General features: G+C 68.1%; 20 protein-coding genes. 11 read left to right on the forward strand and 9 right to left on the reverse strand.

Going from position 1 to position 20,644, the window contains the following annotated elements:
- Positions 1-31: 31 nt before the first annotated feature.
- Together EB75_RS23540 and EB75_RS23545 are read left to right on the forward strand one after the other, a co-directional pair.
- Entirely contained in the window at positions 32-1,723 is a 1,692-nt protein-coding gene (locus EB75_RS23540) for an aldehyde dehydrogenase family protein (RefSeq protein ID WP_073697673.1), read from the forward strand.
- 191 nt (positions 1,724-1,914) lie between these two features.
- Positions 1,915-2,826 carry an acyl-ACP desaturase gene (locus tag EB75_RS23545; RefSeq protein WP_073697674.1) on the forward strand — a complete coding sequence of 304 codons (912 nt, stop codon included), beginning with the start codon at positions 1,915-1,917 and terminating at the stop codon, positions 2,824-2,826.
- A 4-nt stretch (positions 2,827-2,830) separates the two neighbouring features.
- Here the strand turns inward: EB75_RS23545 and EB75_RS23550 are convergent, their stop codons facing one another.
- From EB75_RS23550 to EB75_RS23570, 5 genes are all read right to left on the reverse strand, one after another.
- Positions 2,831-3,835 (reverse strand): beta-ketoacyl-ACP synthase III, encoded by a 1,005-nt coding sequence (locus tag EB75_RS23550; RefSeq protein WP_073697675.1) that lies wholly within the window; start codon positions 3,833-3,835, stop codon positions 2,831-2,833.
- A 28-nt stretch (positions 3,836-3,863) separates the two neighbouring features.
- Positions 3,864-4,997 carry an Mrp/NBP35 family ATP-binding protein gene (locus EB75_RS23555; protein ID WP_073697676.1) on the reverse strand — a complete coding sequence of 378 codons (1,134 nt, stop codon included), beginning with the start codon at positions 4,995-4,997 and terminating at the stop codon, positions 3,864-3,866.
- 43 nt (positions 4,998-5,040) lie between these two features.
- Entirely contained in the window at positions 5,041-6,534 is a 1,494-nt protein-coding gene (locus EB75_RS23560) for a lytic transglycosylase domain-containing protein (protein WP_142239783.1), read from the reverse strand.
- A gap of 70 nt (positions 6,535-6,604) precedes the next feature.
- Positions 6,605-7,237, reverse strand: a complete 633-nt coding sequence (locus EB75_RS23565) for a DUF1003 domain-containing protein (protein ID WP_073697677.1) — start codon at positions 7,235-7,237, stop codon at positions 6,605-6,607.
- Complete coding sequence (locus EB75_RS23570) at positions 7,234-8,547, reverse strand: magnesium transporter MgtE N-terminal domain-containing protein (RefSeq protein ID WP_073697678.1); 1,314 nt, start codon at positions 8,545-8,547, stop codon at positions 7,234-7,236. The genes EB75_RS23565 and EB75_RS23570 overlap by 4 nt, the downstream gene beginning before the upstream one ends.
- Positions 8,548-8,572: 25 nt before the next feature.
- Here EB75_RS23570 and EB75_RS23575 point away from each other — a divergent pair, with 25 nt between their 5' ends.
- Positions 8,573-9,538 (forward strand): HpcH/HpaI aldolase/citrate lyase family protein, encoded by a 966-nt coding sequence (locus EB75_RS23575; protein ID WP_073697679.1) that lies wholly within the window; start codon positions 8,573-8,575, stop codon positions 9,536-9,538.
- A 20-nt stretch (positions 9,539-9,558) separates the two neighbouring features.
- On the opposite strand, the gene EB75_RS28985 is transcribed toward EB75_RS23575, so the two are convergent.
- Positions 9,559-10,209: a DUF4190 domain-containing protein gene (locus EB75_RS28985; RefSeq protein WP_142239784.1), complete on the reverse strand. Its 651-nt coding sequence runs from the start codon at positions 10,207-10,209 to the stop codon at positions 9,559-9,561.
- Between the two features lie 81 nt (positions 10,210-10,290).
- Between EB75_RS28985 and EB75_RS23585 the strand changes: the two genes are divergently transcribed.
- The 6 genes from EB75_RS23585 (at position 10,291) to EB75_RS23610 (ending at position 15,863) form a co-directional block, all read left to right on the forward strand.
- The gene (locus tag EB75_RS23585; RefSeq protein ID WP_073697681.1) at positions 10,291-10,791 is read left to right on the forward strand and encodes a general stress protein; all 501 of its coding nucleotides are present in this window, start codon (positions 10,291-10,293) and stop codon (positions 10,789-10,791) included.
- Positions 10,792-10,937: 146 nt separating this feature from the next.
- Positions 10,938-12,347: an ABC transporter substrate-binding protein gene (locus tag EB75_RS23590; protein WP_174557714.1), complete on the forward strand. Its 1,410-nt coding sequence runs from the start codon at positions 10,938-10,940 to the stop codon at positions 12,345-12,347.
- Between the two features lie 44 nt (positions 12,348-12,391).
- Positions 12,392-13,258 carry a carbohydrate ABC transporter permease gene (locus tag EB75_RS23595; protein WP_073697702.1) on the forward strand — a complete coding sequence of 289 codons (867 nt, stop codon included), beginning with the start codon at positions 12,392-12,394 and terminating at the stop codon, positions 13,256-13,258.
- Complete coding sequence (locus EB75_RS23600; RefSeq protein ID WP_073697682.1) at positions 13,259-14,095, forward strand: carbohydrate ABC transporter permease; 837 nt, start codon at positions 13,259-13,261, stop codon at positions 14,093-14,095.
- A gap of 2 nt (positions 14,096-14,097) precedes the next feature.
- Entirely contained in the window at positions 14,098-15,273 is a 1,176-nt protein-coding gene (locus EB75_RS23605) for an ABC transporter ATP-binding protein (RefSeq protein WP_073697683.1), read from the forward strand.
- A complete protein-coding gene (locus EB75_RS23610; protein ID WP_073697684.1) occupies positions 15,270-15,863 on the forward strand; it encodes a suppressor of fused domain protein in 594 nt (197 codons plus the stop codon). The genes EB75_RS23605 and EB75_RS23610 overlap by 4 nt, the downstream gene beginning before the upstream one ends.
- On the opposite strand, the gene EB75_RS23615 is transcribed toward EB75_RS23610, so the two are convergent.
- Positions 15,864-16,142: a hypothetical protein gene (locus EB75_RS23615; protein WP_073697685.1), complete on the reverse strand. Its 279-nt coding sequence runs from the start codon at positions 16,140-16,142 to the stop codon at positions 15,864-15,866. It abuts the gene before it with no gap.
- 87 nt (positions 16,143-16,229) lie between these two features.
- On the reverse strand, positions 16,230-17,336 hold the full coding sequence (corA, locus tag EB75_RS23620) for a magnesium/cobalt transporter CorA (protein ID WP_064858962.1): 1,107 nt from the start codon (positions 17,334-17,336) through the stop codon (positions 16,230-16,232).
- A 136-nt stretch (positions 17,337-17,472) separates the two neighbouring features.
- On the opposite strand from corA, the gene EB75_RS23625 reads away from it, so the two are divergent.
- Positions 17,473-18,615, forward strand: a complete 1,143-nt coding sequence (locus EB75_RS23625) for an NAD(P)-dependent malic enzyme (protein ID WP_061004157.1) — start codon at positions 17,473-17,475, stop codon at positions 18,613-18,615.
- A gap of 5 nt (positions 18,616-18,620) precedes the next feature.
- The gene (locus tag EB75_RS23630; protein WP_073697686.1) at positions 18,621-19,481 is read left to right on the forward strand and encodes a glycine betaine ABC transporter substrate-binding protein; all 861 of its coding nucleotides are present in this window, start codon (positions 18,621-18,623) and stop codon (positions 19,479-19,481) included.
- A 306-nt stretch (positions 19,482-19,787) separates the two neighbouring features.
- Here EB75_RS23630 and EB75_RS23635 read toward each other — a convergent pair whose 3' ends face one another.
- On the reverse strand, positions 19,788-20,618 hold the full coding sequence (locus tag EB75_RS23635; RefSeq protein ID WP_061004151.1) for an SDR family NAD(P)-dependent oxidoreductase: 831 nt from the start codon (positions 20,616-20,618) through the stop codon (positions 19,788-19,790).
- Positions 20,619-20,644: the final 26 nt, after the last annotated feature.

A 20,644-nucleotide genomic window follows, 5' to 3' on the forward strand; every position in this document is an offset into this window, starting at 1 on the left:
TTCCGACCGCACCACCGGGAGAATTCAGTACATGACCGACATTGCGTACACGGCTCTGGTGGACCAGGCGCTGAACGAACTCGCCGAAGGTGAGAAAGCCTGGGCCGCAACCTCTCTGGCGCGTCGGCGGGAGATTCTCGACGACGTGCAGCAGTTGGCGGTGCAGCACGGCGCCGAGTGGGTCGAGGCCGCCGTCCGGATCAAGCAGCTCAATCCCGAGTCGCCGCTGGTCGGTGAGGAATGGATCTCCGGGCCGTACCCGCTTGCCGCGGGGGCTGCCGCGCTGTCGGCAAGCCTGGCCAAGCTGGAAGCCGGGAAGAGCCCGCTGGACGGCGCCGCCTTCGGCACCGCCGCGGGCCGCACCACGGTGGATGTGTTGCCGCTCAACATCTTCGACAAGCTGCTGCTGTCCGGGTTCAGTGCGCAGGTGTGGCTGCAGCCGGGCGTCAGCCGCGACGAGGCCGTGCGGACCGCCGGTCTGGCGCAACGGGATCCGGGCAAGACCAACGGGATCGGCGTCGTGCTCGGCGCCGGCAACATCACGTCCATCGCCCCGCTGGACACCGTCTACGAGCTGATCGCCAACAACCGCGTCGTCGCGCTCAAGCTCAACCCGGTCACCGATCCGATCCTGCCGGTGCTGACCAAGGTGCTGGCGCCGTTCATCGAACTCGGCGCGGTGCGGATTCTCACCGGTGGCGCCGACGTCGGCACCTACCTGGTGCAGCACGACGCCGTCGACCACGTGCACATGACCGGCAGCGCGCTGACGCACGACGCCATCGTCTTCGGTGTGGGCGAGGAGGGTGCCCGGCGCAAGGCCGCGGGCGAGCCGATCCTGCACAAGGACATCACCAGCGAGCTCGGTGGGGTCTCGCCGACCATTGTCGTGCCCGGCAAGTGGAGCAAGGCCGATATCAAGTTTCAGGCCAACCACATCGCCACGCAGCGGCTGCACAACAACGGCTACAACTGCGTCGCCTCGCAGGTCGTGGTGTTGTCCTCGAAGTGGGCGCAGCGGGACGAGTTCGTCGCGGCCCTGACCGAGGCCATCGCCGCGGCACCCAAGCGTGCGGCGTACTACCCGGGTTCCGACTCCCGGGTCGCCAGCGCCGAGGCCACGTATCCGAAGGCTCAACGGCTCGGTGATCGGGTTCTGGTGGTGGACCCCGAGGACCGCACCGCGCTGCTGGGCACCGAGTACTTCTCGCCGGTGTACGGCGTCATCGACCTGGACAGTGACGGTGTCGAGTTCATCCGCGAGGCCACCCGGTTGGCCAACGAGGACTTCGTCGGCACCCTGGGCGTCAACATCGTCGCGGCGCCCGCCACCATCAAGGCGCTGGGCAAGGCCTTCGACGCCATGATCGAGTCGCTGCACTACGGCACGGTGGCGGTGAACGCCTGGACCGGTGTCGGCTACCTGACCCCGCACGCCACCTGGGGCGCTTTTCCGGGGCACACGCTGAATGACGTGCAGAGCGGAATCGGTGTGGTGCACAACGGTTTCCTGCTCGAGAAGCCCGAGCGCACGGTGGTGCGGGGTCCGTTCCGGCCGTCGCCGCGCTCGCTGATCGGGGGAGAGCTGTCCATCTCGCCGAAGCCGCCGTGGTTCGTCAACAACCGCACGGCCGCCTCCACCGGCAGGCTCCTCACTGCCTTCACCGGCAAGCCGAGCTGGGCCAAACTGCCCGCGATCTTCGTGTCCGCGCTGCGGGGCTGATGGTTTTCCCCGGGGTCGCTGAACAAGAGCCCGGTCTGTGGTCATGCCACGGACCGGGCTTTTTGCCGGAAAGGGCCGACGAAGCTGGTCACCATCCCGTCATCGAACGCTAACCTACGGTACCGTAGGTTACGGTACCGTAGGTTCGAGGGTGTGGACCTGACGCCGACCACCGATGAAGGGAATGACCCATGGAAACCCAGGCCGCCGTGCTGTACGAACTGGAGCCCGTCGTCGCGCAGAACCTCGACCGGCACCTCAAGATGTCGCGGGAGTGGTTCCCGCACGACTACGTCTCGTGGAGCCGCGGGCGCGATTTCGCCTTCCTCGGCGGCGAGGACTGGCAGCCCGAGGATTCGCCGCTGGACCCGGTTGCGAAGACGGCGCTGACCGTCAACCTGCTGACTGAAGACAATCTGCCGTCGTACCACCGCGAGATCGCCACCCGCTTCTCGCGGGACGGCGCCTGGGGCACCTGGATCGGTCAATGGACGGCCGAGGAAGGTCGCCACAGCATCGCGCTGCGGGACTACCTGGTGGTCACCCGCGGCGTCGATCCGGTCGCCCTGGAACGGCTGCGCATGGAGCACACCGTCGCCGGCTACGACGCGGGTGACCGCAGTGCCCTGTCGGTGCTGGCTTATGTGTCGTTCCAGGAGCTGGCCACCCGCGTCTCGCACCGCAACACCGGGCGCGCGTCGGGCTGCCCGCTCGCCGACCAACTCTTGGCGCGCATCGCGGCCGACGAGAACCTGCACATGGTCTTCTACCGGAACCTGATGGCCGCGGCGCTCGACATCGCGCCGGACGACGCGATGGTCGCCATCCGCGATGAGGTCATCAACTTTGCGATGCCCGGTGTCGGCATGACCGATTTCGCACAGAACGCGCTCACCATCGCCAAGGCCGGTATCTACGACCTGCGCATCCACCACGACGACGTGCTGGTCCCGGTGCTGCGATTCTGGAACATCTTCGAGCGCAACGATTTCGGCGCGGTGGGTGAACAGGCTCGCGAGGAACTGATCGGGTTCCTCGGGATACTCGACGAGCGGGCGCGGTTCTACGAGGAGAAGCGCAAGCTGGCCGCTGTGGCCGGCTGAGCGGCTATCCGGGCAGCCGGATCACCTGGGCGGCGTAGGCCAGGCCCGCGCCGTAGCCGAGGAGCAGAGCCAGGCTGCCGGGCTTGGCCTCGCCGGTGTCGAGCAGGGTGTACATCGCCAGCGGAATCGAGGCGGCCGAGGTGTTGCCGGCATCCTGAATGTCTTGGGCGACAACAGTTTCCGGCTTGAGCTCCAGACCCTTGGTGAGCAGCTCGTTGATCCGGCCGTTGGCCTGGTGGGGGATGAAGACGTCGATGTCGTCGACCGTCAGGCCCGCGGCCTCGATGGCACGCTTGCCCACGTCGACCATCTGGAAGGCCGCCCAGCGGAAGACGGTCTGCCCCTCCATGCGCAGGAAAGGCCGTGGCCCGGAAGGGTTCTCGGCGAAGTCGATCCAGCTGTGGTCCTGCACGATGGCGCTGGACTGTTCGCCGTCGCTACCGGACACGGTGGGTCCGATGCCTTGTTCTTCGGCCGGTCCCACGACCACCCCTGCGGCACCGTCGGCGAAGATGAAGGCGTTGCCGCGGTCGGTCATGTCGATGGCGTCGGACAGTTTCTCCGAGCCGACGACCAGGATGCGGTTCGCGCTGCCCGCCCGGATCATGTCGGCGGCCACGCCCAGCGCGTAGCCGAATCCGGCACAGCCCGCGGCGATGTCGAAGGCCGGAATGCCCTGCGCGCCAATCTCCGTGGCGACCTGAGGCGCGCACGGCGGGGTGTTGCGGAAGTTGGTGCTGGTGGCCACGATGACAGCGTCGATGTCCGAGCCGGACAGTTCCGCTGCCGCGCAGGCGCGGCGGCCGGCTTCACACGCCATCGAGGCGGCGGACTCGTCGCGGCCGGCGAACCGCCGGTTCTTGATGCCGGTCCGGGAGTAGATCCATTCGTCCGACGAATCGATGGTCTGACAGATCTCGTCGTTGGTGACGACGCGGCCCGGGCGGTAGGCCGCCACGCTCAGCAGGCCGACGTTCTGTGCGCCGCTGCGCGTATGGATATGTGTCACTTGATGATTCCTGTCGGACGGAAGGTGGTCAGCGCCCGGCCGGGTCGAGCCCGAGCGACATGCCTGCCAGTCCGCGCTTGCGGCTGGACAATTTGTCGGCGATACCGCGCAACGCGGCGCCGGCTGCCGTGTCCGGACCGGACAGCACCAGCGGCACACCGGTGTCGCCGGCACTCACGAGCTGCGGGTCCAGTGGCACCTGGCCCAGCAGCGGCACCTCGGCACCGACTGTGCGCGTGAGGCTTTCGGCGACCTGGGCGCCGCCGCCCTCGCCGAACAGCTGCATCGTGGTGCCGTCGGGCAGGGTCAGCCCGGACATGTTCTCGACGACGCCGACGATGCGCTGGCGGGTCTGCACGGCGATGGCACCGGCCCGCTCGGCGACCTCGGCGGCGGCCATCTGCGGTGTGGTGACGACGAGAATCTCGGCGCCGGGGATCAACTGCGCCACCGAGATGGCGATGTCACCGGTGCCGGGCGGCAGGTCGAGCAGCAGGACGTCCAGGTCTCCCCAGTACACGTCGGCCAGGAACTGCTGCAGCGCGCGGTGCAGCATGGGCCCGCGCCACACCACCGGGGTGTTGCCCTGGGTGAACATCGCGATGGAGATGACCTTCACATCGTGCGAAACCGGCGGCAGGATCATCGAATCGACCTGGGTGGGACGATCCTGCACGCCCATCATGCGGGGCACGGAGTGGCCGTAGATGTCGGCGTCGAGCAGGCCGACCGACAGCCCCTTGGCAGCCAGCGCGGCCGCGAGGTTCACCGTCACGCTGGACTTGCCGACACCACCCTTACCGGATGCCACGGCGTACACCCGGGTCAGCGAACCGGGCTGCGCGAACGGGATGACCGGTTCCTTGGAGTCGCCGCGCAACTGCTTGCGCAATTCGGCGCGCTGCTCGTCGTTCATCACGTCGAGGGTCACCTTGACCGTGCCGGTGCCCGGCACGTCGGTGACGGCCGCGGTCACGCGATCGGTGATCTCGGTCTTCTTGGGGCAGGCCGACGTGGTCAGGTAGATCTCGACGTGGACGGCGCCGTCGGATTCGACGGTGACGTCCTTGACCATGCCGACCTCGGTGATCGGGCGGCGCAATTCAGGGTCGACAACTTTGCCCAGTGCGGTACGCACGGCGGCATTCAGCTCAGCAGACATTACTGGCGAGTTTATAGCTGCCGGTCAGCGCACCGGCAGCTGGTCACGGTAGGCCCGGGAAGGCCGGTGGCGGCGGAGGCCCGGGCTCCGCGGGTGGCGGAGCGATGGGACCCGGGGCCGCAGGCACGGCGGCAGGTGCGACGGCAGGGCCGGGAAGCGCTCCGACCGGTCCGGCCGCGGGCGTACCCACACCCACCGCCGTCACCGGAATCGGGCCCGCCGGAGCAGGTGCCGGTGCCGGAGCGGCAGGTGCCGGTGGCAGCAGGAACGGCGGCAGGTTGAACGGGTTCGCCGGTGCATCCAACGCCGGGGCGTCCAGCGCGGGTCCGGGCACGGCCGCCGGTGCTGGCCCACCCTGCAGGCAGAACACCGCGCAGTTCTGCTTCGGTTCGGCCGGTCCGGGCAACGGCCCGGTGCGTCCCATCTGCAGCGCGGGCGTCATCGCCAGCGGATCGTCGGACGGCAGACCCATCGCGTTGATCGGCAGTCCCGGTCCGAGTCCCTCGGGGTTGTCGAGGTGCTGGTCGCCGATGGCAGGCGGCGGTCCGACGATGGGCGGCAGGTCGACCGGTGCGATGCCGGTGACGTAGGCCTTGGCCCAGCCGAGCACGTTCTGGGCGTAGGGCATCGAGTTGTTGTAGCGCAGGATCGCCGTCAGCACCTGGGACGGATCACGCAGGTTCAGCCCGCCGCTGCACAGGTAGCGCGCCGCGCCGAGGGAGGCGTCGTACACGTTCTGCACATCGGCTTTGCCGTCGCCGCTGGCGTCCGCTGCGTACCGGGCCCACGTGCCGGGCAGGAACTGCATCGGGCCCAACGCGCGGGCGTACGTCACCCGGCCGGCCGAGACACTCTGGACGATGACCTCGTTGCCGGCGAGGGTGCCGTCGAGCACCGGACCGAGGATCGGGGTTGTCGGATTGCCGCGGGCGTCGGTGGCGCCGCTGTTGGCGTGCCCGGACTCGATGCGTCCGATGCCGGCCAGCAGGTTCCAGCTGATGCCGCAGCCGGGGGCGTTGGTCGCCATGATCTTCTCGGCCGTGCGGTAGGCGTTGAGCACCACCGGCGGAATCCGCAGCCCGCCCGGGGCCATCACCAGCGACGCCGGCGGCGGCGACAGGGTGGTGGTCGGGTCCATGTGCAGGGCGCGGGGCATCTGATCGGCCGCCACCACGGTCATGCCGGCCCGGTTGCGCGGGCCGGGGGTGGTGGGCGTGACGGCCGCCATGGGGGTGACGCCCGCGGTGGCGCTGTTGTGCACTGTCGTCTGCCGTGTCGGCGCGGAACCGCCGACGGCGAGCATCAACACCAATGGCGCGACGACGGCGACGCCGGCCAACGGCCGGCGCAGTGCCCGCGCGATTTGCCGGCGCCGACCGGGGACGGCTGCGTCGACCGGGTCGGCAGCGTCGTCGGTAGCTGCGTCGTAGTCCTCGATGGTGTCGTCCATCAGCGCGGAGTCACCGAAAAGTGCGTGGGAGTCGGGAATGGGCGCAGTGTTGTCCGCGGTATCTGCGGTGTCGCCCCCGTTGTGCACTAACCCATCCTATGGAAATGGAATACCGGAGTGACCCCGGTGACATGTGTTGTGACCCGAGTCACCATACCTATTCCGCGGCCGGTTTTTGTAGCAATGTTTCCGCGGAGTGGAAACTCTTATCGGCCCCTTCGAGAGAGTCGGCCGCGGGGTCGCCGGGGACCTCGTTTTCCTCGACCGGCGGTCGTGATTTTCCGGCCTTGCGTTTGCCGGCTCCACTCTTGCCGCCGTTCTGCTGAGCAATCAACGTCCGCAACTCATCGAGTTCGCGGCGCAGGTAGTCGCGGGTGGCCACTTCGCCGACGGCCAACCGCAGCGCGGCCAGTTCCCGGGCCAGGAACTCGGTGTCGGCCTTGGTCTGGGCCGCGCGTCGACGGTCCTCTTCGAGCGAGACGCGGTCCCGGTTCTCCTGGCGGTTCTGCGCCAGCAGGATCAGCGGCGCGGCGTATGCGGCCTGCGTCGAGAATGCGAGATTCAGCAGGATGAACGGGTACGGGTCGAACTGCAGGCTGATGGCGATCAGGTTGAAGGCGATCCAGATGACCACGATCACGGTCTGGATCAGCAGGTACTTGCCCGTGCCCAGAAACCGGGCGATGGACTCGCTGAACCGGCCGACCGCCTCGACGTCCACGCGCGGGGTCAGCCGGAAGCGGGACGTGCGCGGGATGTCCAGGCGCTGCCGGGCCGAAGGCTCGCTCACCGGCTCGCTCCCGTGATGTTGTCGGTGATCTCCTGAGTCGAGCCGGACCCTGGTTCATCCGCGCTGCGCCAGTCGGACGGCAGCAGGTGGTCGAGCAGGTCGTCGACGGTGACGGCGCCCAGCAGATGGTTCTCGTCGTCGACCACCGGCGCCGACACCAGGTTGTAGGCGGCGAAGTAGCGCGTCACCTCGGCCAGCGAGCTGGCCGGCGACAGCACCGGGAGATGGGTGTCGAGGATGCCGCCGACCTGGGTGGCGGGCGGTTCGCGCAGCAGCCGCTGGGTGTGCACACAGCCCAGGTAATGGCCGGTCGGCGTCGCGGTCGGGGGCCGCGTCACGAACGTCAGCGACGACAAGGCCGGCGTCAGCTCGGGGTCGCGGACGCGTGCGAGCGCCTCGGCGACGGTGGTGTCCGGGGTCAGGACGATGGGCTCGGGCGTCATCAGACCACCGGCGGTGTCGGGGGAGTGCTGCAGCAGGCGGCGCACCGGCTCCGAGTCCTCGGGGTCCATCCGGTCCAGCAGCACGGCGGCGCGGGTGGCGTCGAGTTCACCGAGCAGGTCGGCGGCGTCGTCGGGGTCCATCTCTTCCAGCACGTCCGCGGCGCGCTCGGTACCCAGCTGGTTGAGCAGTTCGGCCTGCTCGGGTTCGGAGAGCTCCTGCAGGATGTCGGCCAGCCGCTCGTCATCGAGGGCCCGGACCACCTCGTGGCGGCGTTTGGCCGGCAGGTCGCGCAGCGCGTCGGCGACCTCGACGGGTCGCTGACCTTCGAACTGCTCCAGCAGTTGGGCCACGCCCTGACCGGGCAACGCGAGCGCCGACGGCGTCAGGCCGCTGACGTTCTGCCAATCGACCACGTGCACGGTGGTGCGCCGGCCCAGTCGGCGGTGGCGCACCGCGACCCGGGTGACAACCCAGTCGCGCGACCGGGCCTGCTCGATGGCGAGGTCCACCACCACCACGTCGACGCCGGCGAGCTGCGCGAGCTCCGGATCGGTGACGCGGACGCGGGTGTCCAGAATCTGTCCGAGTACCAGGGCCTCGCCGGGGCGCTGCTGGAACCGGCGCAGCGAGATGGTCGCTCCCGTGAGGGTGACGGAGTTGTGCTCGATGGAGGTCACCCGCAGGATCGGGACGAAAATCCTTCGGCGCGTGGTCAGTTCCACGACGAGGCCCAGCACCCGCGGTTGTTGGCGGACGATGCCCATGCTCACGACCACGTCGCGGACCCGGCCGACCGACTCTCCGTCGGGGCCCAGAACGACCAGTCCAGCGAGTCGAGCCACGTAGACCCTGTTGACCGCCACCATGCTCCACAGGGTAGAGAGTGGGGTTGTGGAGAACCTGTATCGGCCCCGCCGTACCTGCCTTTCCGTTCCGGGTAGCAGCGACAAGATGATCGCCAAGGCCAAGACGCTGCCCGCCGATCAGGTGTTCCTCGATCTGGAGGACGCGGTCGCGGCGGACGCCAAGGCGGCGGCCCGGGCCCGGGTGGCGCGCGCATTGTGCGAACCGGGGTGGGCGGGCCAGCTGCGCGGGTTGCGGGTCAACGACTGGACCACCCCGTGGACGTACGCCGACGTGATCGAGGTCGTCACCGAGGTGGCGCGCGCGGGCGGCGAGTTGGACGTCATCGTGCTGCCGAAGGTCAGCGACGTGTCGCATGTGCAGGCCCTGGACCTCTTGCTGACCCAGCTGGAGCGCACGCACGGACTACCTGTCGGCCGCATCGGCATCGAGGCCCAGATCGAGGACGCCAAGGGGCTGACCAACGCCGACTCCATCGCCGGTGGTCCGCGCGTGCAGGCGCTGATCTTCGGGCCGGGCGATCTGATGGCCAGTCTGAACATGCGCACCCTGGTCGTGGGGGAGCAGCCGGCCGGCTACGGCGTCGGCGACGCCTATCACCACGTGCTGATGACGATCCTGGTGGCGGCGCGGGCACACGGCATCAATGCCATCGACGGCCCGTATTTCAAGGTGAAGGACACCGAGGCGTTCACGCGCGTCGCCGGGCAGACCGCGGCGCTCGGGTACGACGGTAAGTGGGTGCTGCACCCGGACCAGATCGCGGCCGGCAACGAGATCTTCAGTCCGCGGCAGGCCGACTACGACCACGCCGAGCTGATCCTCGAGGCCTACGAATGGCACACGTCGCAGGCCGGCGGTGCCCGCGGCGCGGTGCTGCTGGGCGACGAGATGATCGACGAGGCCAGCCGCAAGATGGCACTGGTGATCGCGGGCAAGGGCCGTGCGGCCGGGATGACGCGCACCGGCGAACGGTTCAGCCCGCCGGCGTGACCGGGCCGGCTGCCGGCCGGTCAGATGGTGTTCGGGTCGACGTGTGTGGCCCAGTCGTACAGCAGCACGAAGCCGAGCAGTCCGACGATGATGGAGACGGCACCGATCGCGATGCCCGCGATGGCCATGGTCTTGCCGCTGTTCTGCGGCCGGCCCTTGTTCTGCATCACGGCCACGATGCCGAGGCCGATGCCCAGCAGCGAGATGACCGGCCCGAAGAAGCACATGAAGTAGAGCGGCAACGCCACCAGCGAGCACACCAGTGAGCCGATGGCCATGCCGTCGTTCGACGGCGGCGGCGGGTACGAGGAGTACATCGGGGGCGGCAGGTAGCCGGCCGGTGGCAGGTATCCCGGTGGCGCCATCCCAGGTGGCGCGATTCCCGGTGGCGGGGCGCCGTAGGGGCCTGCGGGCGGGGGTCCGTAGAAGCCGGGTGGCGGGCCCGGAGGCGGACCGAAACCGCCTGTCGGCGGCCCCGGCTGAGGTGCCGGGCCGACGGGCCCCTGCTGCCAGGGCGTGGTGGTGGGTCCGCGTTCTTCGAGCGCCGGGTACTCGTAGACCGGGTAGTCGCTGGTGGCTTCGGCGTCGGTCCCGGCGGGCGGCGGCACCGGACTGCTCGGGCGCGATGGTTCCCAGGAGGGCTGCCCCGACTCCCCGCCCGGACTTGTCATGCCGACCAACCTAGCCTAAGAGATCATGGCATCGTGGTATCAGAAGTGGCGTTCCGCGGCGACTGACAGGAGACCAGGGGCATGACGAATCCGCTGCAGCCCGACCGGACCCCGGGCCCGGGTGGACAGCCCGGATTGCCGACTCCGCCCAAGGGCTGGCCCATCGGGTCCTACCCGACCTATGCCGAGGCCCAGCGCGCCGTCGATTACCTGTCGGACCAAGAGTTTCCGGTGCAGCACGTGACCATCGTGGGTGTCGACCTGATGCAGGTCGAGCGGGTCACCGGACGCCTCACCTGGCCGCGCGTGCTGGGCGGCGGCATCCTGACCGGGGCGTGGCTGGGTCTGTTCATCGGCCTGGTTCTCGGGCTTTTCGGCACCAACGCGTGGGGATCGTTGCTCACGGGCCTGATCGCCGGCATCTTCTTCGGCTTGATCACCTCCGGCGTGCAGTACGCGATGTCGCGTGGCACAAGGGATTTCAGCTCCACCATGCAGCTGGTCGCGGGGCGCTACGACGTCCTGTGCGACCCGGTGTGTGCCGAACAGGGCCGCGACCTGCTGGGGCGGCTGTCGCTCTGAGCCGTCCGGCCTGGGCCGCCTGATATCGCGCGTACGCCGCGCTCAGGCACATGATCGGCTCCTGACGTCGCCCGATATGTTGCACGTGACACCCGCTGCGCTCTACGGTTTGCGCGCGGGAGGTTCCCGTGAGACAGGAGGCGTCCGTGGTGCGCGCGGGAAAGCTGCGGGCTGCGCTGGCAGCGGGTGCGGCGGCGTGCACGGCCGCCGCGTTGGTGTCCGCCTGCGGGTCCGGTGACGGCGGCACCGTCGTCAGCCTCTACACGTCGGCCAATGAGATGGGGACGTTCTCGGCCGTCGCCAAGCGCTGCAACGCCGAGCTTGGTGGCCGCTTCAGCATCAAGCAGGTCAGTCTGCCCAAGGGCGCGGACGATCAGCGGCTGCAGCTGGCCCGCCGGCTGACCGGCAACGACAAGAGCCTCGACATCATGGGCTTGGACGTGGTCTGGACCGCCGAGTTCGCCGAGGCCGGATGGGCGGTGCCCCTGGCCGACGACCCGGCCGGAAAAGCCGAAGCCGACGCCGCCGACGACACCCTGCCCGGACCGCTGAAGACCGCGCAGTGGAAGGGCCGGCTGTTCGCCGCGCCCATCACCACCAACACCCAGATGCTCTGGTACCGGGCCGACCTGATGCCGCAGCCGCCTGCGACCTGGGATGAGATGGTGGCCCAGGCGACCCGGCTGCACGCGGCCGGCGGCCCCAGCTGGATTGCCGTGCAGGCCAAGCAGTACGAGGGCCTGGTGGTGTGGTTCAACACCTTGCTGACCAGCGCGGGCGGCAGCGTGCTGTCCGACGATGGCAAGACCGTCACCCTGACCGACACCCCTGAGCACCGCGCCGCAACCGTCAAGGCATTGCAGGTCATCAAGTCGGTGGCCACCGCGCCCGGAGCCGACCCGTCGATCACCCAGACCGACGAAGGCACTGCGCGGCTGGCGCTCGAGCAGGGCAAGGCCGCGCTCGAGGTGAACTGGCCGTTCGTGTTGCCGTCGCTGCTGGAGAACGCCGTCAAGGGCGGCGTGCCGTTCCTGCCGCTCAATGAGCAGGCGGAACTCAAGAGCGCCATCAACGACGTCGGTACCTTCGCGCCCGACGATGCGCAGTTCACGGCCGCGTACGACGCGAGCAAGAAGGTGTTCGGCTTCGCGGACTACCCGGCGGTGAAACCCAATGTGCCGGCGAAGGTGACGATCGGTGGGCTGAATCTCGCTGTGGGCAAGGACAGTACGCACAAGGCCGAGGCCTTCGAGGCCATCCGGTGCCTGCGCAGCGCGGCCAACCAGGAGTACACCTCGGTGGAGGGCGGGCTGCCCGCAGTCCGGGCGTCGCTGTATGACGATCCCAAGTTCCAGGCCAAGTACCCGCAGTACGACGTGATCCGTCGGCAGCTCGCGGATGCCGCCGTACGTCCGGCGACGCCGCAGTATCAGGCGGTCTCGACGCGGATTTCGGCGACGCTGGCCCCGATCACCAAGATCGATCCGCAGACCACCGCCGACAAGCTGGCCGCCGAGGTGCAACAGGCGATCGACGGCAAGGGGCTGATCCCGTGAGCGAGGCTCGCCGAGCGAACCAACCGGCCCAGGGTCGCATCAATATGCCCGAGCGGCGCCTTGCCTATTCACTCATCGCGCCCGCGGTGTTCGTGATGCTGGCGGTGGCCGCGTACCCCGTCGTCTACGCGGTGTGGCTGAGCCTGCACCGGGACAACCTGGCGGCGCCGGGGGAGACCCGGTTCGTGGGGCTGGACAACTACACGACGATCCTCACCGACCACTACTGGTGGACGGCGTTCGTGGTGACTCTCGGCATCACGGTGGTGTCGGTGGCCATCGAGTTCGTGCTCGGCATGGCGCTGGCGGTGGTGATGCACCGGACCATGTTCGGCAGCTCCCTGGTGCGTACCGCCATCCTCATCCCGTACGGCATCGTGACCGTAGCCGCTTCCTACAGTTGGTATTACGCGTGGACGCCGGGCACCGGCTACCTCGCGAACCTGCTGCCGACAGGCACCGCGCCACTGACCGAGCAGTTGCCGTCACTGGCCGTCGTGGTGCTGGCCGAGGTGTGGAAGACGACGCCGTTCATGTCGCTGTTGCTGTTGGCCGGGCTGGTCCTGGTGCCCCAGGATCTGCTCGACGCCGCCCAGATGGACGGTGCGGGCCGCTGGCAGCGGTTCGCCAAAGTGACTCTGCCGCTGATGAAACCGGCCATCCTGGTGGCCCTGCTGTTCCGCACCCTGGACGCGTTCCGCATCTTCGACAACATCTACGTGCTCACCGGCGGCACCAACAACACCGGCTCGGTGTCGATCCTGGGTTACGACAACCTGTTCAAGGCCTTCAACATCGGGCTGGGTTCGGCCATCAGTGTGCTGATCTTCGCCACCGTCGCGATCATCGCGTTCATCTACATCAAGATCTTCGGTGCTGCGGCGCCCGGTGCGGAAGCCGAGGTGCGCTAGATGAGCGGGCAGACACGTGGCGGCCGACTCGCCGGCTGGGGTGTGGTCAACGTCCTGGTGGTGGTCTACGCGCTGCTGCCGGTGCTGTGGATTTTCTCGCTGTCGCTCAAGCCGACGTCAACGGTCAAGGACGGCAACCTGATTCCGCGTCAGGTCACGTTCGACAACTACAAGGGCATCTTCACCGGCGGCGGCTTCGGCTCGGCGCTGATCAACTCGATCGGCATCGGGCTCATCACCACCGCCATCGCGGTGACCATCGGTGGCATGGCCGCGTACGCCGTGGCGCGCCTGGACTTTCCGGGCAAACGGGTGCTGGTAGGCCTTTCGTTGCTGATCGCGATGTTCCCTCAGATCTCTTTGGTGACACCGCTGTTCAACATCGAGCGCACCGTCGGGCTGTTCGACACCTGGCCCGGCCTGATCCTGCCGTACATCACCTTCGCGCTGCCGCTGGCCATCTACACCATGTCGGCGTTCTTCCGGGAAATCCCTTGGGATTTGGAGAAGGCCGCCAAGATGGACGGCGCCACGCCGGGGCAGGCTTTCCGGAAGGTGATCGCCCCACTGGCCGCGCCGGGCATCGTCACCGCGGCGATCCTGGTGTTCATCTTCGCCTGGAACGACCTGCTGCTGGCGCTGTCGCTGACCGCGACCCAGCGGGCCATCACGGCGCCTGTGGCGATTGCGAACTTCACGGGCAGTTCGCAATTCGAGGAACCGACCGGCTCCATCGCCGCCGGTGCCATGGTCATCACGGTGCCCATCATCATCTTTGTTCTGATCTTCCAACGACGGATCGTCGCGGGCCTGACGTCCGGTGCGGTGAAGGGGTAGTCATGGCCGAAATCGTTCTGGAGAACGTCACCAAGAGCTACACCGGTGGGGCGACGGCAGTGCAGGACCTGTCGCTGACCATCGCCGACGGTGAGTTCCTGATCCTGGTCGGGCCGTCCGGGTGCGGAAAGTCGACGACGCTCAACATGATTGCCGGGCTGGAGGACATCAGCTCCGGCGAGCTGCGCATCGGTGGCGAGCGGGTCAACGAGAAGGAGCCGCGCGATCGCGACATCGCGATGGTGTTCCAGTCCTACGCGCTGTACCCGCACATGACGGTGCGGCAGAACATCGCGTTCCCGCTCACGCTCGCGAAGATGCCGAAGGCCGAGATCGCGGCCAAGGTCGAGGAGACCGCGAAAATCCTTGACCTGACGGCACTCCTGGACCGCAAGCCCGCGCAGCTGTCCGGTGGCCAGCGCCAGCGGGTGGCGATGGGCCGCGCCATCGTGCGCAGCCCCAAGGCGTTCCTGATGGACGAGCCGCTGTCGAACCTGGACGCGAAGCTGCGCGTGCAGATGCGCACCGAGATCGCCCGGCTGCAGGCCCGCCTCGGCACCACCACCGTCTACGTCACCCACGACCAGACCGAGGCGATGACGCTGGGGGACCGGGTGGTGGTGATGAGCGGCGGTGTCGCACAACAGGTCGGCACCCCCGACGAGCTGTACAACCAGCCGGCGAACCTGTTCGTCGCCGGTTTCATCGGTTCCCCGTCCATGAACTTCTTCCCGGCCACCCGCACCGACGTCGGGGTGCAACTCCAGTTCGGTGAGGTCACGCTGACCGAGGAAGCGCGGGAGGCGCTGGATCGGCAGCGGCCGTCGTCCGACCTCATCGTGGGCGTGCGCCCCGAGCAGTTCGACGACGCCGCGGTGATCGATGCCTACGCGCGCATCCAGTCCCTGACGTTCGAAGTCGACGCCGAGTTGGTGGAATCGCTCGGCGCCGACAAGTACGTGCACTTCCGGCTCGAAGGTGCCGGCGCGCAGGCTGCCCAGCTGGACCAGCTGGCCGACGACACCGCGGACGCCGGATCGAGCGAAACCACTTATGTGGCAAGGGTTTCGGCCAAGTCGGCCGCGACTGCCGGCGGCAAGGTCGAGTTGGCGCTGGATACGTCGAAGTTGACGCTGTTCGACCCGGCGACGGGGCGCAACCTGTCCTTGCCGCAGTGACCGACGTCCTCGGCGCGGTACGGGCCCATGTGACAACGCATTTCGCCGGCCGTGGCAGCACTGCTGAGCCGGTGGGTGCCAGCGTCACCTTCCTCGGGGCCGACCCCATCGAGGTGCTGCGCTTCGGGCCGACCGATGGCGACGTGTATCACTATGTGTCGCAGGGGTGTTCGCGGTACCCCATGGCGGATCCGATGGACATGATGGCCGACGGGGTCAGCGGTCCGCGGGCGGAGGCGGTGCTGTCGCTGCGCGGCCCGACCCCGACGGGGCTGGCCCGTTCCATCGCGATCCTGGCGTCGGCGCCGGCTGTCGAGGGCCTGATCCTGGAACCCGGTGCGCTGATCGATCTGCAGGGACCGGTGTGGCAGGGCGCCGTGTTCACGGCATTTCTGTTGGGCGACAGCGAGATCGGTGAAGTTGAGCTGCCTGAGCCGTATCAGCCGGTGCGGATCCTGAGCGCCACGCCCATCACCGCGACCGAAGCCGCCTGGGTGCGGCTCAAGGGTGCCGACGCCATGCGTGAGGCGTGGCAGCAGGACGGCGTCGACGTCCTCGATCAGAACCGCCGGGCCGCCGAACCCAGCTAGTTAGGACGTGTTGTTCGGGCAGGCGACATCGGCCCACACGACATCCCCCTCGGCAGGTTCGTCGGAGGACGGATTGTTGACCCGGACCACGGTGCAGCGCGGCAGCACTGTCGGCTTGTTGCCGTTGAGCCAGTTGATTCTGACGATGTAGCCCTCGGCTTCGAGATCTCTGATGACGGCGTCAGCGCCGTTGGCATGGGCGGACGGCGCCGTGACGCCGCCCAAAGCAACACTCGCCAGGGCGACTGCCACCGCGACGGACTTGCTTCCGAGTTTCATGTCGAAAGCATGACCGGCCTGCGGTGTGCGCGGTGCACTTTTACGAAAGATGCCGTTTACTCGCGCGTTGCCGCGCGTTAGCCGTGGTTACAGCCAGTGGTTGTGGCGGAACGTCCGGTACAGGCCCGTGCACACCAGCACCATCACCGTCAGGACGGCGAAATAGCCGTAATGCCAATGTAGTTCGGGCATGTTGTCGAAGTTCATGCCGTAGATGCCGGCGATCATCGTGGGCATCGCGGCAATGGCGACCCACGCCGAGATCTTGCGCATGTCCGCGTTCTGTTCCATGCCGACCTTGCCGAGCGCCGCCTGCACCAGCGAACTCAGCATGTCGTCGAAACCGGTGATCTGGTCGGCGGCCTGACTGTTGTGGTCATGGACGTCGCGGATGTAGCGGCGGACTTCCTTCGAGATCAGGTCGTGGTGGTCGGACAGCAGCCGCTGCAGTGCCATGGTCAGGGGGTTCACCGAGTGCCGCAGCTCGACTACTTCGCGCTTGAGCAGGTAGATGCTCTCGATGTCGGTCTGGGTGTGCGGGGAGAACACGGCCTGCTCGATGGCGTCGATGTCGGTCTCGACCGAGGCGGTGACATCGAGATAGCTGTCCACCACATGGTCGGCGATCGCGTGCATCACCGCGTAGGGGCCCAGCGTCAGGATGGTGGGGGACTCGTCCAGTCGGTGCCGCACCGTGGCCAGCCCGCTGTGTTCACCGTGCCGGACCGTGACCACGAACTCGGGGCCGACGAACACCATGATCTCGCCCGTCTCGACGATCTCCCGGGCATTGGCCACGGACTCGTGCTCGACGTAGCTGACCGTCTTGAGCACCAGGAACAGGGTCTGGTCGTACCGCTCCAGCTTGGGTCGCTGATGAGCGCAGACCGCGTCCTCGACGGCCAGTTCGTGCAGCCCGAAGACGTCGGCGACGGCCTGCATCTGGTGCTGGTCGGGCTCGTGAAGCCCGATCCACACGAAGGCCTCCGCGCCGGCCGCGCGCAGTTCGCGCACCTTGGCGACGGCTGCGCCGTGGGTGTATTTGCCGGGTAGCCGCGCGCCCATGGAGTAGACGCCGCAGTCGACGGTGGCGCGGGCGACCGGAACGTGGATGGAGCTGGCATCGGGCCCGGCAGGCGGCTTTTTCGGGACCGGGCGGAAGTTCGATGGTTGGAGTGCGCGGAACGAGGGCATGCGGCTGACCTCCCGTGGGGCGGACTTCTCGGATCAGTAGACCAGTCGCAAATGCTACGCGGAACCGGCGAGTAACAATTGAGTGAAGTAGCCTGACGCGGTGTCAGATAAGTCAGGCGCTGTGCGCACACCCCAGGTGGTCATCGATGATGCGGAGATTTTCGCCGCCCACGAAGGGGGCAAGCTCTCCGTAGCCCTCAACGAGCCGCTTGATACCCAGCGCGCGTTGTCGATCGCCTACACCCCGGGCGTCGCCCAGGTCAGCCGTGCCATCGCGGCCGATGCGACGCTGGCCAAGAAGTACACCTGGGCCAACCGCCTGGTCGCCGTGGTGAGCGACGGCAGCGCGGTGCTGGGCCTCGGTGACATCGGCCCGGCGGCCTCCCTGCCGGTCATGGAGGGCAAGAGCGCCCTGTTCAAGACCTTCGGCGGCCTCGACTCCATCCCGATCGTGCTGGACACCAAGGACCCCGACGAGATCGTCGAGACCCTGATCCGGCTGCGTCCGACGTTCGGCGCCGTCAACCTGGAGGACATCTCCGCGCCGCGATGTTTCGAGATCGAGCGCCGCGTCATCGAGGCGCTGGACTGCCCCGTCATGCATGACGACCAGCACGGCACCGCCATCGTGGTGCTCGCCGCACTGCTGGGCGCCACCAAGGTGCTCGAGCGCGACATGCACAACCTCAAGGTCGTGGTGTCCGGTGCCGGTGCGGCCGGTGTGGCCTGCACCAACATCATGCTGGCCAGCGGCATTCGCGACATCATCGTCCTCGACAGCAAGGGCGTCGTGCACTCCGGTCGTGACGACCTCAACTCGTTCAAGGCCGAGCTCGCCGGCCGCACCAACCCGCGCGGCGTGACCGGCGGCATCGCCGAGGCGCTCGACGGCGCCGACGTCTTCCTGGGCGTCTCGGCCGGACTGGTGCCCGAGGAATTCATCGCCGAGATGGCGCCCAATGCCATCGTGTTTGCGCTGTCGAACCCGGACCCGGAGATTCACCCGGACGTCGCCCGCAAGTACGCCGCCGTCGTGGCGACCGGTCGCAGCGACTTCCCGAACCAGATCAACAACGTGCTGGCGTTCCCCGGCGTGTTCCGCGGCGCCCTGGACGCCGGTGCCCGCCGCATCACCGAGGCCATGAAAGTGGCTGCCGCAGAAGCCATCTTCTCGGTCGTGGGTGATGACCTGTCGGTCGACTACATCGTGCCCAGCGCGCTCGACCCGCGCGTGGGTCCGGCCGTGGCGGCCGCGGTGGCCGCCGCGTCGCAAGCCTGAGCACCATGAGCCGCCGGGTCGCGGCGGGCGGTGTGGCGCTGGCCGCACTGCTCACCGCGACGACGGCGGGCTGCAGCAGCGGGCAATCCGTGCCGGGGCCCCCGGCGGTGACCGTCGGCGCCGCGCCGACCAGCGAGTCGAAACTGCTCGCGCATCTGTACTCGGCCGCCCTGGGATATTTCGGTATCCCGACCCGCGTGCACCTGGTCCCGGATCCCGTTGCGGCCCTGGACTCCGCCGATGTGACGGTGGCGCCGGGGTTGACCGGCGAACTGCTCGCCAGATTCGTCCCACACGCCACGGCGCGGGCCGACGAGCAGGTGTACCGGTCGATGATCTCGGCGTTGCCCGAAGGTGTCGCCGCCGCCGACTACACCGCGTCGGCACAGGACAAGCCGGCTGTCGCGGTCACCGCGGCGACCGCCGACCGGTGGGGCAAGCGGGACGTCGCGGCGTTGCCGGGGCACTGCGCCGGATTGTCCGTCGGCGTGGTTACGGGGGACGCGCACCCGGCTCGCGTGGGGGACTGCGTCCTGCCGGCCGCTCGTGAATTCAAGGACACCGCAAGCCTTTTCGATGCACTCAAGGCGGCTGCGGTGACCGTGGCGTGGACCTCGACCGCGGCGCCGGCCGCGCCGTCCGGCGTGACGGTGCTGACCGACCGAACCGCACTGATCCGCGCCGAGAACGTGGTGCCGCTGTATCGGCGCAACGTTCTCGCTGAGCAGCAGGTGTTGGCGCTCAACGGAATTGCCGGTGAACTGGACACCGCGACGCTGACCGACATGATCGGTCAGGTCGACAAGGGTGCCGATCCGGCCGCGGTGGCGGGCGCGTGGCTGGCCCAGCACCCGCTGGACCACTAGCCAAGCTGGCAACCCGCGGTGATCGCCGGTGATCCACACGCAATGGCGCTACTCACCAGCGGCGGGTAAACCTCGTGAGAAGTGCGTGGTCTCAATCCCGCGGGATCAGTAGCTTCTTGATTGAAGCCACGTACCGTTCCGCGCCGCGAAACGTCCCTGGGTTCAATAACAACTCGCGGATCGTCGCCCCGGTTGCGCTCAGGGACTTTTCGCCCCGCCGCTGTTGGTGAACAACCCCAACCCGACCTCCGGCCGCCTTGCGTCTCGGCGCCCGAGGGTAGGGCCAAACGACTGTGCCCGGGAGACTCAACCGAGCCGGGGCAGCACGCGTCCCGCAATGGCCGCGAACAGCCCCTGGTAGGCGCCCGATCCGGTGATGCGGACGATCACGTCGACGATCTTGGCGTCCGGCCCGACCAGCACCCGAGCGTGGCCCTTGCGGACCGCTTCGAGGATGATCTGGGCGGCCCGTTCCGGCGTCGTCAGGGCACCCCTGTCGAACAGCTTGTTCAAGCCCGCGGAGTCGATGTCGGCGGCCGCCGTCGAGTTGCGCACGATGTTGGTCTTGATGCCGCCCGGGTGCACCGTGGTGACCTTCACCGGATGGCCGGCCAGCTTCATCTCCTGGCGCAGCGCCTCGGTGAAGCCGCGGACGGCGAATTTGGCTGCGTTGTAAGCGGATTGGCTGGGTACCGCGAACAGGCCGAAGATGCTCGAGACGTTGACGACATGACCGTCGCCCGAGGCGATCAGGTGCGGCAGGAAGACCTTGGTGCCGTTGACGACGCCCCAGAAGTCGACGTCCATGACGCGCTCGATGTCCTTGAACTGGCTGACCTCGAGGTCACCGGTGAAGGCGATGCCGGCGTTGTTGTAGACCTGGTTGACCTTGCCGAAGTGCTTGACCACGTCGTCGGCATACAGCTCGAAGGCCTCCCGCTCGGCGACGTTCAGCCGGTCGGCTTTCACTTCGGCGCCGATGGCCTTGACCTGTTCCTCGGTCTTGGCCAGGCCCTCGGTGTCGATGTCGCTGATCGCCAGCGACGCACCCGAGCGCGCCAGTTCAATGGCCAGCGCCTGGCCGATACCCGACCCGGCTCCGGTGATCACGCAGACCTTGCCGGCGAATCCCTCCATGACCGCTCCTTTGCGTTGGGTGGTGG

The organism is Mycobacterium sp. ST-F2 (genome assembly GCF_001905655.1).
In the GTDB taxonomy this organism is placed as follows: domain Bacteria; phylum Actinomycetota; class Actinomycetes; order Mycobacteriales; family Mycobacteriaceae; genus Mycobacterium.

Bases quoted from the DNA above. Each gene is read 5' to 3' on its own strand.
- EB75_RS23540 (WP_073697673.1), top strand. From the start codon at position 32: ATGACCGACATTGCGTACACGGCTCTGGTGGACCAGGCGCTGAACGAA.
- EB75_RS23545 (WP_073697674.1), top strand. From the start codon at position 1,915: ATGGAAACCCAGGCCGCCGTGCTGTACGAACTGGAGCCCGTCGTCGCG.
- EB75_RS23555 (WP_073697676.1), bottom strand. From the start codon at position 4,997: ATGTCTGCTGAGCTGAATGCCGCCGTGCGTACCGCACTGGGCAAAGTT.
- EB75_RS23570 (WP_073697678.1), bottom strand. From the start codon at position 8,547: ATGGTGGCGGTCAACAGGGTCTACGTGGCTCGACTCGCTGGACTGGTC.
- EB75_RS28985 (WP_142239784.1), bottom strand. From the start codon at position 10,209: ATGACAAGTCCGGGCGGGGAGTCGGGGCAGCCCTCCTGGGAACCATCG.
- EB75_RS23585 (WP_073697681.1), top strand. From the start codon at position 10,291: ATGACGAATCCGCTGCAGCCCGACCGGACCCCGGGCCCGGGTGGACAG.
- EB75_RS23595 (WP_073697702.1), top strand. From the start codon at position 12,392: ATGCCCGAGCGGCGCCTTGCCTATTCACTCATCGCGCCCGCGGTGTTC.
- EB75_RS23600 (WP_073697682.1), top strand. From the start codon at position 13,259: ATGAGCGGGCAGACACGTGGCGGCCGACTCGCCGGCTGGGGTGTGGTC.
- EB75_RS23605 (WP_073697683.1), top strand. From the start codon at position 14,098: ATGGCCGAAATCGTTCTGGAGAACGTCACCAAGAGCTACACCGGTGGG.
- EB75_RS23615 (WP_073697685.1), bottom strand. From the start codon at position 16,142: ATGAAACTCGGAAGCAAGTCCGTCGCGGTGGCAGTCGCCCTGGCGAGT.
- corA (WP_064858962.1), bottom strand. From the start codon at position 17,336: ATGCCCTCGTTCCGCGCACTCCAACCATCGAACTTCCGCCCGGTCCCG.
- EB75_RS23630 (WP_073697686.1), top strand. From the start codon at position 18,621: ATGAGCCGCCGGGTCGCGGCGGGCGGTGTGGCGCTGGCCGCACTGCTC.
- EB75_RS23635 (WP_061004151.1), bottom strand. From the start codon at position 20,618: ATGGAGGGATTCGCCGGCAAGGTCTGCGTGATCACCGGAGCCGGGTCG.